The organism is Alkalihalophilus marmarensis DSM 21297 (genome assembly GCF_000474275.2).
GTDB classification, from domain to species: domain Bacteria; phylum Bacillota; class Bacilli; order Bacillales; family Bacillaceae_D; genus Alkalihalophilus; species Alkalihalophilus marmarensis.
This window is the reverse complement of sequence record NZ_ATAE01000029.1, coordinates 41,222-58,455: the sequence shown is the minus strand read 5'-3', so window position 1 is coordinate 58,455 and position 17,234 is coordinate 41,222. Positions and strand designations below refer to the sequence as shown.

The following is a 17,234-nucleotide window of genomic DNA, read 5'->3' as shown; positions in this document are numbered from 1 at the left end:
TTTTTTTTTTTTTTTTTTTTTTTTTTTTTTTTTTTTTTTTTTTTTTTTTTTTTCTAAAAAGTCAAAAAAAACTAAAAAAAGAAGTCCGAAAGTGAATATGGCTATAGACATAATTAGTTTTGTGCTTCTTAATTAATAAGAGAGAGAAAAAGATAGATAAGGGGAGATATTTGGTGAAATTGCTCAGATGGATCGATGAACATTTTGAGGAAGTGTTCTTAATAGGATTTTCTGTCGTCATGGTTGTAGTGATTGCAGCCCAAGTATTTATGCGGCATGTAATGGAATCTTCTTTGTCTTGGTCAGAAGAGCTTGCGAGATATTGTTTTATCTGGTTAGTTTACTTAGGGATTAGTTATGGAGTAAAAAAGCAACGGCACATTAAAGTCGATGTAGCACTTCTTCTCTTAAAAGGGAAAGGGAAAGTATTGCTCGCTATGTTTGCTAATCTATTATTTCTGGCGTTTGCTGTGTTTGTTATTATTTACGGCTATGATATTGCTGAAAGGCTTCTTGCTTTTGGTCAAACGTCTCCAGCCTTACATATTCCAATGGGTCTAGTCTATATGGCGACACCAGTTGGAATGGCGTTAACCTCTATTCGGTTAATTCAACAATTAATTATACAAGGGAAATCCTTAGTAGGTGAAGACTCTTTCGAGGTGAAAACGGAGCAGGAATTAATTGTTGAGCAGCGTCTGAATGAGGAAGATCTTACTCCTCTTGACCGAAAGGAGGATAAATAAATGACTGCTATTGTCTTATTTGCTAGTTTTGCACTCTTTTTATTTTTAAGTGTTCCAATCGGGATAGCTCTTGGTCTGGCGACGCTGGTTACTATTTTATATTCTGGGTCGATTCCAGTTGAGTTTCTTGTTCAAGGACTAGTTACATCGGTTGACTCCTTTCCTTTAATGGCGGTGCCCTTCTTTATTTTAGCTGGTGAAATTATGGGTAAAGGTGGTATTTCTAACCGGTTGTTTTTATTTGCCAATTCAATCGTAGGGAATAAAACGGGTGGATTCGCGATTGCTACAATCATTACGTGTATGTTCTTTGCAGCAATTTCTGGCTCAGGCCCGGCAACTGTTGCAGCAATTGGCGGGATCATGATACCTGCAATGGTCCGTCAAGGTTATGATAAAAAATTTGCAACTGCTCTTGTTGCTGCTGCAGGTTCTTTAGGTGTTATTATTCCACCTAGTATACCAATGGTTATTTACGGGGTGGTCGGCAGTGCCTCTATTGGCGATATGTTTATTGCCGGGATTATTCCAGGTGTACTAGTAGGGTTAGGGCTCATGATTTATGCCTATTTTCATTCTAAGAAAAAAGGCTATACAGGGACTGCTGAGAAAACATCAGTGAAAAATATTCTGCGGTCTGCATGGGAAGCAAAATGGGCACTTCTCATTCCAGTTATTATACTTGGAGGGATATATGGGGGCTTTTTCACCCCGACTGAGGCTGCAGTTATCGCAGTAGTGTACGGCCTTATTGCAGGTTTGTTGTTATACCGTGAATTAAAGATAAAAGACCTGCCGCGCGTCTTTGCTGATGCGGCATTGACAACTGCCACGGTATTAATTATCGTTGGTTCAGCAACGGCTTTTGGAAGACTATTAACAATTGAGCAAATCCCAAATCAAGTAGCAGAAGCAATGCTTGCGATTTCAGAAAATCCAATTGTCCTTATCTTGCTTATAACGATACTGCTGTTAGTTGTCGGCTGTTTTATGGATACACTTGCAGCAATTATTATTCTGACACCGATTTTATTACCGATTGCCGTTAATTTAGGATACGATCCGATACATTTTGGTATTATTATGGTTGTCAATTTAGCTATTGGCTTCATTACCCCGCCGCTTGGAGTAAATCTCTTCGTTGGTTCGGGAATCTCAGGACTATCCATTGAGACTCTTTCAAAGGCAATTATTCCATTTTTTGTAGCGATGCTTGCTACGTTGCTATTAATTGTCTTCATACCTGAGCTTTCATTATGGCTCCTGCAATTTAAACAATAAAATCGTAAAAGAGGTTAGAGTGCTAGCCTCTTTTACGTGTTTTTTTTAGTGGATTTATTGTAGTAGATTTATTTGAATAAGAGATTTGAATAAGAGATTTGAATAAGAGATTTGAATAAGAGATAACGAATAAAAATAAAAAAGAAGGCGTTATAATGACCATATTCATTCATGTCATGTTACCTGTATTACTTGTCTTTGTACTTGGTTTCTTGATACAAAAGTGGAAGCAGGTAGATATCAAACCGATTTCTACTGTTGCTATTTATGTTATGACCCCTTGTCTTGTGTTTCGCACCTTTTATACATCAGAGCTGAATTTACAGTATGTCTATATGGTTACGTTTGCTATGGCATTGTTATTTGGATTAATTTTCATTAACAAGCTATATGCAAAGATTAGAAGACTATCAACTTCCGAAGAGAGCGGGATGATCCTAGCCACAGCCTTTATGAATTCAGGAAATTACGGCGCGCCTATTATCCTTTTTGCATACGGCGAAGCGGGATTTGCTTATTCTGTTTCATTTATGGTTCTACAAGCGATTATAATGAACTTTTTTGGGGTGTATTACGCAGCGAAAGGTAAAGACGGCATAAAGATTGCTAAGAAGGCTGTACTTGCTATGCCCGCAACGTATGCTGTGATCATTGCGCTGCTATTTAATGTGTTAGCACTAGAGATGCCAAATCCATTAATATTAACTATTGATATGATAGCTGAGGCAACTGTACCAACAGTGATGCTTATATTAGGAATGCAGCTAGCACTTATTAAGTGGGGGGATTTTGATTGGCCTAATCTTTCTTTTGGATTTTTGACAAGGTTGTTTATTTCACCTGCTTTAGCTTTTCTGATTTTATTATTTCTTCCCGTTGAACCGCTCCTGAGTAAAGTATTAATTGTATCTGCAGCTATGCCGTCAGCTGCAACGATTGTTATGTATGCGGTCCAATTCCAAGCAGAACCTAGACTTGTTTCAAGTATTACTCTTATGACGACAATAGGCAGTGTACTGACTATTACAGGGTTGCTTATTTGGTTAGGGTAAAATAGATTTTCTTTAACTTTATCAGCAACATCATTGCAATTTTGTACAGGTTTCTTTATCATAATGAAGAAGTGTTTTATAAAGATGTAGGAGGTTTTTTACGTGAAAATGATGGATGCTAATGAAATTATTCAATTTATTTCAAACAGTCAAAAGAAGACACCGGTAAAAGTACATATTAAAGGTGAAATTGAAGGAATCGATTTTGGTGCTAATACAAAATCATTCGTTACAGGAAATACAGGCGTATTATTTGGTGAGTGGGAAGAAATTGAACCGGCTTTAAAAGAAAATGAAGCTAAAATTGAAGATTTTGTTGTAGAAAATGACCGCCGCAATTCAGCTATTCCGCTTCTTGATATGAAAAACATCAAAGCACGCATTGAGCCAGGTGCTATCATTCGTGATCAAGTTGAGATCGGTGATAATGCTGTTATCATGATGGGTGCAAGCATTAACATTGGTTCAGTTGTTGGTGAAGGTACAATGATCGATATGAACGCTGTACTTGGTGGACGAGCTACAGTAGGGAAGAACTGTCATGTTGGTGCAGGTTCTGTCTTAGCAGGAGTGATTGAGCCGCCTTCTGCAAAGCCTGTTGTTGTAGAAGACGATGTAGTGATTGGTGCTAACTGTGTTATCCTTGAAGGGGTTACAGTAGGTAAGGGAGCTGTAGTAGCAGCTGGAGCTATTGTAACAGAAGATGTTCCTCCAAATACGGTTGTAGCAGGTACACCAGCTCGCGTGATTAAAGAGATTGATGAAAAAACAAAAGGTAAAACGGAGATCAAGCAAGAACTTCGCCGCCTTAACGATTAATAATTAGGAAAGAAAGTAGCTTTGCTCTATATTTTAGAGCAAAGCTCTTTTTCCATTTCGATACATTCACCATCCTCCAAATGGAGACAAGTCGATGATATAAGATGATATAATTAGAAGAGATAGTTATTAATAGAAAGGGGAGGGGCCTTTTGAATGCTTTAGACCTTATTAAAATAAGAAGAGATTTACATCAAATTCCTGAGATTGGATTTAATGAAATTAAGACGCAAGCTTACTTACTAAATAAAATTAACGAGCTGCCTCAAGACTTCTTAGAGATCAAAACGTGGAGAACGGGTATTTTAGTTAAGGTGAATGGAAGCCACTCTGAAAAAACCATTGCGTACCGTGCTGATATTGACGGACTACCAATAAAAGAGAGAACAAATGGTATAGGTTATCAATCTACTCATGATGGATTTATGCATGCCTGCGGACATGATTTTCATATGACCATCGCGCTAGGGGTCCTTGGCTACTATAGTAACAATCAGCCTGCCCATAACCTCCTCTTTATTTTTCAACCAGCTGAAGAAGGTCCAGGGGGTGCGGAACCTATGCTTAAATCAGAAGAACTTCGTGAGTGGTGGCCTGATGAGATCATGGCCTTACATATTGCACCTGAATACCCGGTTGGAACGATTTCCACGAGAGTCGGTATGCTTTTTGCAAATACTTCTGAGCTGTTTATTACTTTGAAGGGGAAGGGAGGGCACGCAGCCTATCCTCACACGGCAAATGACATGGTTGTTGCAGCAAGTCATTTAGTTACTCAGTTACAGAGTGTTGTCTCACGAAATATTAACCCGCTTGATGCAGGTGTAGTGACAATAGGTGTCATTAAAGGTGGTACAAAGCAAAATATTATTGCAGAAGAGGCGACCATTGAAGGGACCATACGTACAAAGTCCATGGAAACAATGCAGATTATTAAACAGAGAATCCAGCAATTGGTACAAGGCGTAGAAGTGGGTTTTACTTGTGAAGCTTCCATTGACTATGGGGCAAATTATTGTCAAGTATATAATGAACAAGAAAGAACAGAAGAATTTATAGAGTTTACAAAAAAACGTCCAGAAGCAGTATTTATTGAGAGTCCTGAAGCTATGACAGGTGAAGATTTCGGTTATTTTCTAGAAGAAATTCCTGGATTTATGTTTTGGTTAGGGGTAAATAATCAATATGGCCTCCATGATGCTAGATTAGAACCAGATGAAGAAGCGATCGAATTTGCTGTCCATCATTTAATTAGTTTTATCAATACAAAATAAGTTCACAGATTTCATTTACCCTATCTTTTTAACTGAGTAAGATATACATACTTTGGTGAATGTTGGTTACTCTATAGATGTAACAATTTATATTCATACGGAGGTGTATCTGATGCCGAAAATTGGTGTCGAACAATCGCTTACAGATGTACAACAAGAACTTCAATCTAAAGGGTATGAGATCGTTCAATTAAGAAATGAACAAGATTCACAAGGCTGTGACTGCTGCGTCATTACAGGCCAAGATCAAAATGTAATGGGTATGCAAAATGCGGCTTTTGATGGGTCTGTTATTAACGCTGATGGAATGACGGCTCAAGATGTTTGTCAGCAAGTAGAAGCTAAACTAGGACGTCAGCAGCAATAAAGGAAAAGGACTTCGATTGGTCAATCGAAGTCCTTTTTTCCACGAAAGCCTAGAAAAAAATGCAGGCAGTCATATAGCTGCCTGCATATAATGCAGTATTACAGATCCAAGTTAACAAGTAACGCTATCAATAACTGAACTAAAAGTTGAATATTTGCTGTAACTTGTGTATCTGTAGTTGTAACATCTACATTATGGCTATTTTCAATCACTGTTTTTTGGTAAGAGAGTTGTTTGAGCTTAGCCGTTTGTAATAAATCTTGTGTAACCAGCTCTGCAGTTTCACCATTGTCAAATGCAAGACGTACTACAATGGCAATGGCTGCTTGTAAGGATGCTTGAAGAGATAATGCTGCTTTCACATCAGTAGAGATGACATTCACATCAGTAGAATCCTTAATGACGATATATTCCTCTGATAATTGTAAAGTCTTATTTGTTTGAGCAGCACCTTGTTCTACATTTTCTTGGTTATCGATGTCATTTGCATCGCAAATTCGATGGTTCGAAGCTGCATCTAGAGCAGACCATCTGTTATTTGCTTGGGCAGCAGCTGCTTCCCCGTTGTAAACATATATTCTTTTCATGAATTTTCCTCCTTTCGATTTATAGTTCAGCATATGTAAGAAAAGAAAGAAGGTTTGGACAGAATAACAGAGGAAAACGTACAAAAATAAAAACCACTCTCACTTAGAGAATGGTTTGTCCATAGGTTGTTCTAGAACTTATTTCTTTTTATCTAGAAATTGTTCTACTTCTGCTTGAATATTCTCTACCATGGCACGTATCTCACGCTTTTGTTCAGAACTGATATTGTCTAAGTTGAGGTCAGCTTGATGCTTTTTTAATACATTTTTAACCATGAGATTAATTAGATCACGTTGATGTTTTCCCATTTTTACCCTCCTTACATAATAGGAATACTATAAACGTATGAAACTTTCACCAAAGGGTGTTAGGTATTAAATCTAATTTCATCATAAAGAAAAAAGGAAGGCTCATACAGCCTTCCTTTTGATATGGGATCAAATTATTTCTTTTCAATATAAACTTGATGAGGATAAGGTATTTCTATATTATTTGCATCCAATGCTTCTTTTAGTTCCTTACGCAGTTTTCGTTCAACAGCCCATTGCATCATATTTTCTGTTTTGGCAATCACTCGAATGACTACATCAGAGTCCCCAAGTCCTTGGACACCGATCACGTTAGGACCTTCTTTAATTGTTTCATCCTCTAAAGCAATCTTATCACATACCGATTGCATAACAGCAATTGCTTCATCAATATTATCATCATAAGAAATACTCATATCAATCAACGCACGCATGTTACCGCGGGAATGATTGCTGACACTTGAGATCTCTCTATTTGGTACAAAGTGGAGCGTTCCATCAAACCCGCGAATTTGGGTCGTGCGAAGTCCTACTTCTTCTACCACTCCATCAATACCAGCTGCAGTTACATAATCATCTACGTCAATCTGTTTTTCTAGAAGTAAAAAGAAACCTGTTACTACATCACTTACAAGACCTTGAGCTCCAAAACCAATCGCCAGACCTACAACCCCGGCACCCGCTATTAATCCTCCGATGGGCAGTTCGAAAATTCCTGCTATGATCGTTATGAAGACAAAGATTAATATGTAGGAAAAAATATTAAGAGTTAATTTCTCGAGGGTTTTCATTCTTCCATGAGTCATGTTTTTTTGAGCCTGCATTCTTTCAAAACCAGAACTAATAATCCTCCTACCAATTGCACGAACAATTAAAAATGCAATTATGGCAATAAAAAGCTGTCCGATTACTAATAAAACAGCTGTTAAAAATGCTCCTTCTGTTAAATAACTGGTCCATTGATCCAATTTACCCACTCCTGACATTCTGTTCTCTAATTTAGTAATAACCTATTGCGACTAAATAAAACGCTTATTTAACCGAATACGTTAAAAATCGTAGCATAAGTCCAATTAAACTACAAATTAGAAACCACGCTCTTTTGTAAGGAATGATTAAGAAATATTCATAAAGCAGGTGTAGGAAAGAGCGTGCATGATTCGTTTACTTACGGGTGAGAATAGTAAAAGGTCAACGTTTAAGGGTTATGGTTATAATAGTTTATTTAACTATTGTTAAGTGTTTTTGTTTTCATAAAAATAAATTAAAAGTTCAATTATTTAAGGAGGTACTACATATGTCAGATAAGCGTATGGTTGCAAAGCAAGCCCCGCGATTTGAAATGGATGCTGTGATGCCTAACAAAGAATTTTCTAAAGTAAGCCTTGAAGATAATATGAAAAATGATAAGTGGACCGTGCTTTTCTTTTACCCAATGGACTTTACGCATGTTTGTCCGACAGAAATTATATCTTTAAGTGATCGATACGAGAAATTTGATGACTTAGATGCTGAAATAATTGGGGTATCAACTGATACCATTCATACTCATAAAGCATGGATCAACACCTCACGTGATGATAATGGACTTGGCGAGTTGAAATATCCATTAGCGGCAGATACAAATCATATAGTATCGCGTGAATATGGTGTGCTGATTGAAGAAGAAGGGATTGCTCTTCGGGGTCTATTCATCATAAGTCCAGAGGGAGAGTTAATGTATTCAGTTGTAAACCATAACAACATCGGCCGAGATGTAGATGAAACCCTACGTGTCCTGCAAGCACTCCAAACAGGGGAACTTTGTCCAGCAAACTGGAAGCCTGGTCAAAAAACACTTTCATTATAAGGTGTAAACCATAATGATGATTGAGCTTTCATGTTAGACACTTTTCGCTTATTCCACAAATAGATCGTGTGTTAGAGACAAAAGAATAGTCATGCTAACGACCTCTCTTCAAAGAGGTCTTTTTATTTTGTCTAGAAAATATGATGAGATAGGTCCTATTGGAGGTGAGGTATGAAGAGGCAATTTGCTGTCATTGGTTTGGGGCGTTTTGGAGGGAGCGTTTGTTGTGCTCTTATTGAACAAGGAGTAGAAGTGTTAGCGATTGATCAGTGTGAAGCAAAAGTCAATCAATATCGTGATGTAGTGACCCATGCGGTAGTGGCTGATTCGACTGATGAACAAGCATTAAGGCATCTCGGAATACGTAATTTTGAACATGTCATTGTTGCGATTGGTGATAATATTCAAGCTAGTATTTTAACCACACTGATTCTCGATGAATTAGGGGTAGAGCATATCACAGTTAAAGCACAAAATGATTATCATGAAAAAGTGCTCGTGAAAATAGGAGCAGAGAGGATTGTTCACCCGGAAAGAGATATGGGTGCTAGAATCGCTCATCATTTGATGTCTAAAAACGTACTTGATTATCTAGAAGTCTCTGATAAGTATAGTATTATAGAGATGTTTGCTGGAAGTAAAATGCATGCAAAAACACTTGTCGAATTAAATGTTCGGGCTGCGTTCGGCTGTAATGTAATGGCTATAAAGCGTGGAGCAGAAATGATTGTTTCGCCTAAAGCAGACCAACTGATAGAGCAAGATGACCTTCTTATTGTGCTTGGAGCAGATGAAGATATTAAGAGGTTTGAACAGATGTTTGATGACACCAAATAAAAGCGGATATCATTTGATATCCGCTCGTACTTTCTTACACTTCCATAATAATTGGTAAAATCATTGGTTTACGTTTTGTTCTCTCATATAAAAACGGTCCTAAAAGATCTGTCATTTCATTTTTAATTTCGGACCATTGCGAGGTTTTTCTTGCCATGACCTCATCAAGGTGCTTGCTTAACAGCTTTTGAGCTTCATGTATTAAGTCACTGGATTCACGCATGTACACAAATCCGCGTGAAATAATGTCTGGTCCCGCCGTCACCTTGAATTCTTTCATATCCAGACTTACTACTACAACGACAAGTCCTTCCTCAGAAAGAATTCGACGATCACGCAATACAATGTTCCCAATATCACCAATACCGTTTCCATCTACATAGACTGAGCTAGATGGAATTTTCCCTACAATACCTGCCTCATTAGGGTGAATAGCTAATACATCACCATTATCCATAATAAAGCAGTTCTTCTCTTCCACACCGCAATCAGTGGCTAGTTTCACATGCATTTTTAACATGCGGTATTCCCCGTGGATCGGCATGAAATATTGCGGCTTCATTAAACGAAGCATTAATTTTTGCTCTTCTTGCCCGCCATGACCTGACGTGTGAATATCACTTAATGCACCGTGAATGACATTTGCGCCAGCACGGTAAAGTTGATTAATTGTCTTACTTACGCTCAATGTATTACCCGGGATAGGGGAAGAAGAAAACACAACTGTATCTCCAGGAATAATTTGAATTTGACGGTGCGTCCCAAAAGCAATTCTTGAAAGAGCTGCCATTGGTTCTCCTTGTGAACCTGTACATAAAATCGTAACTTGATTGTCTGGCAGTTTGTTTAACTGCGAAGGTTCAATGAAGGTATTTTTAGGAGCTTTAATGTAACCAAGCTCTTGGCCGATTGTCAAAGCATTTTCCATGCTGCGTCCAAACACAGCTACTTTTCGACCATGCTCCACTGAAGCTTCAACCACTTGCTGCAATCGATGAATGTTTGAAGCGAATGTAGCAAAGATTACGCGGCCATCGACTTTTCTGAAGATGGAATCGATACTTTCGCCAACTTTACGCTCTGACATTGTAAATTCAGGAATTTCACTGTTTGTACTATCAGATAATAAACAAAGAACACCTTCTTCACCGATCTTTGCCATCTTAGTTAAGTTGGCTGGTTCTCCTACAGGTGTAAAGTCGAATTTGAAATCCCCTGTGTGAACAACATTTCCTGGAGGTGTCTTCACGACAATTCCGTATGAGTCTGGGATACTATGCGTTGTTCTAAAAAATGTAACAGAAGTTTTGGTGAACTTAACCACTTGATCTTCATGAATTTCATGAAGTTTAGCTTTACGTAATAACCCATGTTCTTCAAGCTTTCCTTTTAATAAACCAAGAGCAAGCTTACCGCCATAAATTGGGATATTAACAGCTCTTAATAAATAAGGGATTCCACCGATATGATCTTCGTGGCCGTGAGTAATAAAAAGGCCTTTAATTTTATCTTCATTTTTTACTAAGAAAGAATAATCAGGAATTACGTAATCAATACCAAGAAGCTCGTCCTCTGGAAACTTTATTCCGGCATCAATAAGAATAATTTCATCCTGAAACTGCACAGCATAGGTATTTTTACCGATCTCACCTAATCCGCCTAATGCAAATACAGCTGTTTGATTGTTTTTCATTTGTTTCATTTGTTAGATAGACTCCACTTTAAAGTCTTCATTTTGTTTTTCATACTCAAGATATGCCCCAGAGACAGGTGTAACGAATTCAATATTATATTCACGAGGTACGAGTTTTTTACGTACATCGGATTCTGATTCACCTTCGACATAAATAGTTTCTGTTAATTCACGCACTGGAACTTGGTGAAAGTTCTTTTGAAAATACACTTTAAAAATCATAAATAAAACCTCTCCTTAACGTTGGTTATATTTTCATTATAAAGCAAATGCCGCTCTTTTTCATGTTTTTCTTTTAAAGTAGCATCAGCCAAGTAATGCAAAGAACCAAACGTTGAATTCTAAACGATATTTTCATCTATAGAAAATAGACATAAATGGCTTGTCTAATCCTTAACCAGTCATTCATGTCATTCTCGTCAGAATAAAAAAGAGTTATACTTCCAATAAACGATTTTTTGGTAAGAGGTGACGACAGCCTTTAAGCAGCTTTTTACGAATACGCTTTAACATAATAGATCCTCCTTTAGTTCTTGTTTGACGAACGAAGCGCCAATCGATATATTTTTATGCCTTTAGTATGTGTCGTCGAATTATTGTTTTTCGAGGTAAAATATGGGAGGGGCAATCCTGGCATTGAATTAAAGAAGAAAAAGAAAAAAAGGAAGCCCAGGTTGAGCATCCTTTTACGGTAATTCTTTTTTTAATGGGTCTTTAAAACCTTCTATTCGATCATAAAACATAATTCCGTTTAAATGGTCCATTTCATGTTGAAAAACAATGGAAACAAGCCCGCGAAGACGTAAGGTAACTTCTTCTCCGTCAAGATTGGTTCCTTTAACAGTGATCCTGGCATATCTTGGAACAATTCCAGGTATGTCACGGTCAACTGATAAGCATCCTTCGCCGCTTTCTAGATGCGTTTCTTGAACAGAATGGCTTATAATCTTCGGATTAAATAACCCCATGCTGTATAAATTGTCATTGTCATCAGCAACATGAACAGCAAACATTCTTTTTGCGATGCCGATTTGAGGGGCAGCGATCCCGACACCTGGACGTAATTGATATTTCTCAGAAAGCTCTGGGTCTTGACTATTAATGACAAAGTCAAGCATACGCTGCAATGTTTCTTTATCTTCCATTGAAGCAGGAAGAGGAACTTCTTTAGCAACTTCTCTTAATACGGGATGTCCCTCACGGACTACATCCTTCATGGTAAGCATGTATGTATCACTCCTTTTATTTCTATTCTTACTTTAAGAAGAATAAACTGAAATAGCAAGTTATTTTGAAAGAAAAAAGAGCAAGCACAAGGCTTACTCTCGTTGTACTAATTAGCAGCAGTGTCCGCCGTGACCAAAGCGAGACGCACCCACGATAATCAATAGGATGAATAATACTACGATTAACGCGAAGCCTTTACCACATCCGCCACCTGCATAACCTGCTACTGGTGCACCATACCCGTATCCACATGGATCGTAACAACCTTGACCGCCATAACTGTATCCGTACATTTGAACTCCTCCTTTTTGTTAAAAAGCCATCGCATCAGGTGCGACTCACTAACTACTCTATGCAGAACCCAGATGGGTGGTTGGATGAATGCCCATTTTTCAAAAAAAGATTAAAAAAACTAAAATACAGGCACATAACTATATTTCTTGGACATAGAGTTTAATTAGATGCTATTTCCACAATGGTTAACACTTGTTATTTATTGTCGGTTCATATACTGTTTTAGGTAGCTAAAGACAGATAATAGGTTAGGGGGAGACCGGATTTATGTTTAGTAAAAGATACGGATTTGTTTCGTTAGCAATAGCGGTTGGGCTGCTTGCTGGGTGTGGCAGCAGTGCTACTGAAACGATTTATGAACATTTAGAGAGTGCAGTCGAACTAGAGGAACCATTTGTATCAAATCAACAAGCACTTCAAGAAGCGGAAGAAAAAGAATATGAGCTGTATGAACAAATGATTACGATGGGGACAGATGATTTAGTTGAGATTGAGCAGCTTGCAGATGAAGCATTAACATCTATTGAACAAAGACAAGAGCTTATAGAAGAGGAAAAAGAAAGTATTGAACAAAGCAAAGAGGAGTTTGACCGGATCAATGAAGCGGCAACTGAGTTGGATCAAGAAGAATTAGTTGAGCTTGTTACTCGTTTAGAAGAAGAAATGAATAATCGATTTGAGGCGTATCATGGTTTATACACAAATTACATAGAAGCAATGGGTGAGGATCGCACGTTGTTTGAGATGTTAAAAGATGAAGAATTATCAATAGATGAGCTTCAAGCGCAGATAAACACAGTAAATGAGCAATATGAATTGGTAGAACAATACAAAGAAAGCTTTAATGAACATACACAAAAGTACAATCAATTAAAACGAGATTTCTATGAAAAAGCGGAGTTAGAAGTTCATTATGATGAGTGAACTTTTAGTTCGCTTTTTTTCTTGTTTCAAAAGCAAGAGTGATGAAACGCCTTTAACGAGAATGATTATAAGGTGGGAAAGGATAACTGTATTATTCTTTTGGTGATTGACCTATAACACAGTTTTTTTAGTAGAACGAAATGTTTGTGAAAAATTATGCAAAGAAAACGATAAACAAAAGGATTGACGGATTTAGATTTAGTGTTGTAGACTTAATTCCGAAAGAAGAATTGTATTAATTTAATTTAGATTAGACTAATACAGGAGACGTGTTAGCTGATCTATATTGATTAAGCAATCGTGAAAAGTTACATAATTCGACAAAAACTACTTATATACCCGAAAAACTTTCTAGAAAAACGTTTTATTCATACAAAAGAAGGTTATTTAACTTCTATGAATGGGTATCCTAATGAAGAGTTTTGCCGAAGAGATAATCAACAAGACTGTTTCAGATGAAGACTATATTCACGATTGTGTGAATTTGCTAAAAGAAAGGTAGAGGTGAAGGTAGATGAGTACAAAAACGTTAGAGCAAGTTGAAGATCAATTTGAAACGTTTCAGATTTTAAACGAAGAAGGCGAAATTGTTAACGAAGCTGCAATGCCTGAACTAAGTGATGAAGAGCTGCAAGAGATTATGAAGCGTATGGTTTATACACGTATTTGGGACCAACGTGCAATCTCATTAAACCGTCAAGGGCGTTTAGGTTTCTATGCACCAGTTGCGGGGCAAGAAGCTTCAATGCTTGGATCTCAATTTGCGCTTGATAAAGAGGATTGGATCCTTCCTGGTTACCGTGATATTCCGCAAATTGTATTCCACGGTCTTCCATTACACCAAGCATTCTTATGGTCACGCGGACACTATGGCGGCGGTGAGATTCCTGATGGCTTGAATATTATGGTGCCACAAATTATCATCGGAGCTCAAATCATTCAAACAGCTGGTGTGGCATTAGGCCTTAAGCGTAAACAGAAAAATAACATTGCGATCACTTACACAGGTGACGGCGGTGCATCTCAAGGTGACTTCTACGAAGGAATGAACTTTGCTGGTGCTTATAACGCTCCTGCTGTATTTATCGTTCAAAATAACCGTTTTGCAATTTCTGTACCAGTTGAAAAGCAATCAGCTGCTAAGACGATTGCTCAAAAAGCAGTAGCTGCTGGTATTGAAGGAATTCAAGTTGATGGTATGGATGTACTTGCTGTATATGCTGCAACAAAACAAGCTCGTGAGCGTGCATTAGCTGGTGATGGTCCAACACTTATTGAAACAATGACATATCGTTATGGTCCACATACAATGGCTGGTGACGATCCTACTCGTTACCGTTCTTCAGATCTTGATGATGAGTGGACAAAAAAGGATCCTTTAGTACGTTTCCGTAAATTCCTAGAAGGAAAAGGGTTATGGACAGAAGAGCAAGAGAATGAAGTTGTAGATAAAGCAAAAGAAGATATTAAAGATGCAATGAAGAAAGCGGACAGCACTCCTAAACAAAAAGTAACTGACTTAATTGGTTTCATGTTTGAAGAGCTTCCAGCTAACCTTCGTGAACAAATGGAAGAGTACACAGCAAAGGAGTCGAAGTAAGCGATGGCACAAATGACAATGATCCAAGCGATTACGGATGCTATGCGTAATGAGCTTAAGAATAACGAAGATGTTCTTGTGTTTGGAGAAGACGTTGGTCAAAACGGTGGGGTTTTCCGTGCGACTGAAGGCTTACAAAAAGAATTCGGTGAAGAGCGCGTATTCGATACACCTCTTGCTGAGTCTGGAATTGGTGGTTTAGCTATTGGTCTTGGTCTTACTGGTTTCCGTCCGGTAATGGAAGTACAATTCTTTGGTTTCGTGTTTGAAGTGTTCGATTCAATCGCAGGTCAAATGAACAGACTTCGTTACCGTACAGCAGGTAAGCAGCATGCACCTATTACTGTACGTTCACCATTTGGCGGTGGAGTAAAAACGCCTGAAATGCACGCAGACAGCTTAGAAGGACTTATGGCTCAAACTCCTGGTTTAAAAGTTGTTATCCCTTCAACTCCATACGATGCAAAAGGATTATTAATTTCTGCGATCCGTGATAACGATCCAGTTGTTTACTTAGAGCACATGAAACTTTATCGTTCATTCCGTGGAGAAGTTCCTGAAGAGGAGTACACAATTGAATTAGGTAAAGCTGATGTGAAGCGTGAAGGTAAAGATGTTTCTATTATCACATACGGCGCGATGGTTCACTCTTCTCTAAAAGCAGCAGAAGAGCTTGAAAAAGAAGGAATCGATGCTGAGGTTATCGATTTAATGACGATCAGTCCGCTAGATATTGATACAATTATTGCATCTGTTGAGAAAACAAACCGCGCAATCGTTGTACAAGAAGCTCAAAAGGCAGCTGGAATCGCAGCAAACGTGGTAGCAGAAATCACTGAGCGTGCAATTCTTAGCCTTGAAGCTCCAGTTCTACGTGTTGCAGCACCTGATACGGTTTATCCGTTTGCTGCAGTAGAAGATGAGTGGTTACCTGATTATCAAGAAATAATTGAAGCAGCTAAGAAAGTTGTTAACTTCTAATTCAAAACATAGACAAGCATGAGAAGGAAAGATGAACGTCTTTCCTTTTCACTCATTTCATTATTTTATGTAAAAAAGGTTAAATAAAGGAGGCACTTCAAAGTGGCATATGAATTTAAACTGCCTGATATTGGTGAAGGAATTCACGAAGGTGAAATTGTAAAATGGTTTGTAAAACCAGGCGATGAAATTAAAGAAGATGATATTCTTTTAGAAGTTCAAAATGATAAAGCAGTTGTTGAGATCCCTTCTCCAGTTGACGGGAAAGTTCTCGAAGTGAAAGTTGAAGAAGGAACAGTAAGCATAGTTGGTGATGTTCTTGTAACAATCGACGCTGGTGATGCAAACCCTGCTGAAGAAAGTGCTTCACAAGAAGAAGCAGAGCCTGCAAAAGAAGAACCAAAAGAAGAGAAAAAAGAAGAAGCTCCTAAAGCTGACAACACGAATGATGACAACGATGACACGCGTGTTATTGCGATGCCTTCAGTTCGTAAGTTTGCACGTGAAAAAGGTGTAAACATCAAGCAAGTAAACGGTACGGGTAAAAATGGCCGTATTCTGAAAGAAGATATTGAAAACCACCTAAACGGCGGCGGTGCAGACACTGCTTCTGATGCTAAAGCAGACACTGCTGATACTAAACAAGATCAAGCAGCTGCTAAGAGTGAGCCAACGGCAATTCCAGCTGGCGAAATGGAAGAGCGTGTACCATTCAAAGGTGTACGTAAAGCTATTGCAAAAGCAATGGTTAACTCTAAGCACACTGCCCCTCATGTTACTCACATGGATGAAGTAGAGGTTTCAGCTCTAGTTGCTCACCGTAAACAATATAAAGAAATCGCAGCTGAACAAGGTACTAAGCTTACTTATTTACCATATGTAGTGAAGGCACTTACAGCTGCATTACGTAAATACCCTGCATTAAATGCGTCAATCGATGATGCAAATGATGAGATTGTTTACAAAAAGTACTTCAACATTGGTATCGCAGCGGATACAGAGCACGGTTTATTCGTCCCTGTAGTTAAAGATGCGGATCGTAAATCTATTTTTGCATTAGCGGATGAAATTAATGAGTTGGCAGTTAAAGCTCGTGATGGTAAACTTAGTGGTGCAGAAATGAAGGGCGGATCAGCAACAATTTCTAATGTTGGTTCTGCTCGTGGTCTATGGTTTACACCAGTTATCAATCACCCAGAAGTCGCTATTCTAGGTATTGGTCGTATTGAAGAGAAGCCAGTCGTTAAAAATGGCGAGATTGTAGCCGCGCCAGTGTTGGCTCTTTCTATTAGCTATGACCACCGTTTAATTGATGGCGTAACAGCTCAGAATGCTCTAAACCACGTTAAGCGTCTGTTAAATGATCCACAATTACTATTAATGGAGGGGTAATG

General features: G+C 38.2%; 19 protein-coding genes. 12 read left to right on the top strand and 7 right to left on the bottom strand.

Going from position 1 to position 17,234, the window contains the following annotated elements; translation table 11 throughout:
- Positions 1-173 precede the first annotated feature (173 nt).
- The 6 genes from A33I_RS10165 to A33I_RS10140 all read left to right on the top strand — a co-directional run bounded on the left by A33I_RS10165 (position 174) and on the right by A33I_RS10140 (position 5,539).
- Complete coding sequence (locus A33I_RS10165; protein ID WP_022628324.1) at positions 174-746, top strand: TRAP transporter small permease; 573 nt, start codon at positions 174-176, stop codon at positions 744-746.
- Positions 747-2,027, top strand: coding sequence for a TRAP transporter large permease (locus A33I_RS10160; RefSeq protein WP_022628323.1), 1,281 nt, complete (start codon positions 747-749; stop codon positions 2,025-2,027).
- A 155-nt stretch (positions 2,028-2,182) separates the two neighbouring features.
- Positions 2,183-3,079 carry an AEC family transporter gene (locus A33I_RS10155; RefSeq protein WP_022628322.1) on the top strand — a complete coding sequence of 299 codons (897 nt, stop codon included), beginning with the start codon at positions 2,183-2,185 and terminating at the stop codon, positions 3,077-3,079.
- 102 nt (positions 3,080-3,181) lie between these two features.
- A complete protein-coding gene (dapD, locus tag A33I_RS10150; RefSeq protein ID WP_012959579.1) occupies positions 3,182-3,898 on the top strand; it encodes a 2,3,4,5-tetrahydropyridine-2,6-dicarboxylate N-acetyltransferase in 717 nt (238 codons plus the stop codon).
- A 152-nt stretch (positions 3,899-4,050) separates the two neighbouring features.
- Positions 4,051-5,172, top strand: a complete 1,122-nt coding sequence (locus A33I_RS10145) for an N-acetyldiaminopimelate deacetylase (RefSeq protein ID WP_022628321.1) — start codon at positions 4,051-4,053, stop codon at positions 5,170-5,172.
- Positions 5,173-5,284: 112 nt separating this feature from the next.
- Positions 5,285-5,539, top strand: coding sequence for a YkuS family protein (locus A33I_RS10140; protein ID WP_012959577.1), 255 nt, complete (start codon positions 5,285-5,287; stop codon positions 5,537-5,539).
- A gap of 98 nt (positions 5,540-5,637) precedes the next feature.
- Here the strand turns inward: A33I_RS10140 and A33I_RS10135 are convergent, their stop codons facing one another.
- The 3 genes from A33I_RS10135 to A33I_RS10130 all read right to left on the bottom strand — a co-directional run bounded on the left by A33I_RS10135 (position 5,638) and on the right by A33I_RS10130 (position 7,403).
- Positions 5,638-6,126, bottom strand: a complete 489-nt coding sequence (locus A33I_RS10135; protein WP_022628320.1) for a spore coat protein — start codon at positions 6,124-6,126, stop codon at positions 5,638-5,640.
- Positions 6,127-6,264: 138 nt separating this feature from the next.
- A complete protein-coding gene (locus A33I_RS20835; protein WP_022628319.1) occupies positions 6,265-6,435 on the bottom strand; it encodes a hypothetical protein in 171 nt (56 codons plus the stop codon).
- Between the two features lie 134 nt (positions 6,436-6,569).
- Positions 6,570-7,403 (bottom strand): mechanosensitive ion channel family protein, encoded by an 834-nt coding sequence (locus tag A33I_RS10130; protein ID WP_022628318.1) that lies wholly within the window; start codon positions 7,401-7,403, stop codon positions 6,570-6,572.
- Positions 7,404-7,732: 329 nt separating this feature from the next.
- On the opposite strand from A33I_RS10130, the gene A33I_RS10125 reads away from it, so the two are divergent.
- The gene (locus A33I_RS10125) at positions 7,733-8,284 is read left to right on the top strand and encodes a peroxiredoxin (RefSeq protein ID WP_022628317.1); all 552 of its coding nucleotides are present in this window, start codon (positions 7,733-7,735) and stop codon (positions 8,282-8,284) included.
- Positions 8,285-8,455: 171 nt separating this feature from the next.
- Positions 8,456-9,121, top strand: coding sequence for a potassium channel family protein (locus A33I_RS10120; RefSeq protein ID WP_022628316.1), 666 nt, complete (start codon positions 8,456-8,458; stop codon positions 9,119-9,121).
- A gap of 34 nt (positions 9,122-9,155) precedes the next feature.
- Here A33I_RS10120 and rnjA read toward each other — a convergent pair whose 3' ends face one another.
- From rnjA to A33I_RS10100, 4 genes are all read right to left on the bottom strand, one after another.
- A complete protein-coding gene (gene rnjA / locus A33I_RS10115; protein WP_012959571.1) occupies positions 9,156-10,823 on the bottom strand; it encodes a ribonuclease J1 in 1,668 nt (555 codons plus the stop codon).
- A 3-nt stretch (positions 10,824-10,826) separates the two neighbouring features.
- On the bottom strand, positions 10,827-11,036 hold the full coding sequence (locus A33I_RS10110; RefSeq protein ID WP_022628315.1) for a DNA-dependent RNA polymerase subunit epsilon: 210 nt from the start codon (positions 11,034-11,036) through the stop codon (positions 10,827-10,829).
- Between the two features lie 464 nt (positions 11,037-11,500).
- The gene (def, locus tag A33I_RS10105; RefSeq protein WP_022628314.1) at positions 11,501-12,040 is read right to left on the bottom strand and encodes a peptide deformylase; all 540 of its coding nucleotides are present in this window, start codon (positions 12,038-12,040) and stop codon (positions 11,501-11,503) included.
- A gap of 111 nt (positions 12,041-12,151) precedes the next feature.
- On the bottom strand, positions 12,152-12,334 hold the full coding sequence (locus A33I_RS10100; protein ID WP_022628313.1) for a YjcZ family sporulation protein: 183 nt from the start codon (positions 12,332-12,334) through the stop codon (positions 12,152-12,154).
- 268 nt (positions 12,335-12,602) lie between these two features.
- On the opposite strand from A33I_RS10100, the gene A33I_RS10095 reads away from it, so the two are divergent.
- The 4 genes from A33I_RS10095 to A33I_RS10080 all read left to right on the top strand — a co-directional run bounded on the left by A33I_RS10095 (position 12,603) and on the right by A33I_RS10080 (position 17,232).
- A complete protein-coding gene (locus A33I_RS10095; protein ID WP_022628312.1) occupies positions 12,603-13,259 on the top strand; it encodes a YkyA family protein in 657 nt (218 codons plus the stop codon).
- Between the two features lie 514 nt (positions 13,260-13,773).
- Positions 13,774-14,859, top strand: a complete 1,086-nt coding sequence (gene pdhA / locus A33I_RS10090; protein ID WP_022628311.1) for a pyruvate dehydrogenase (acetyl-transferring) E1 component subunit alpha — start codon at positions 13,774-13,776, stop codon at positions 14,857-14,859.
- A gap of 3 nt (positions 14,860-14,862) precedes the next feature.
- On the top strand, positions 14,863-15,840 hold the full coding sequence (locus A33I_RS10085; RefSeq protein ID WP_012959565.1) for an alpha-ketoacid dehydrogenase subunit beta: 978 nt from the start codon (positions 14,863-14,865) through the stop codon (positions 15,838-15,840).
- A 102-nt stretch (positions 15,841-15,942) separates the two neighbouring features.
- Complete coding sequence (locus tag A33I_RS10080; protein ID WP_022628310.1) at positions 15,943-17,232, top strand: dihydrolipoamide acetyltransferase family protein; 1,290 nt, start codon at positions 15,943-15,945, stop codon at positions 17,230-17,232.
- Positions 17,233-17,234 lie beyond the last annotated feature (2 nt).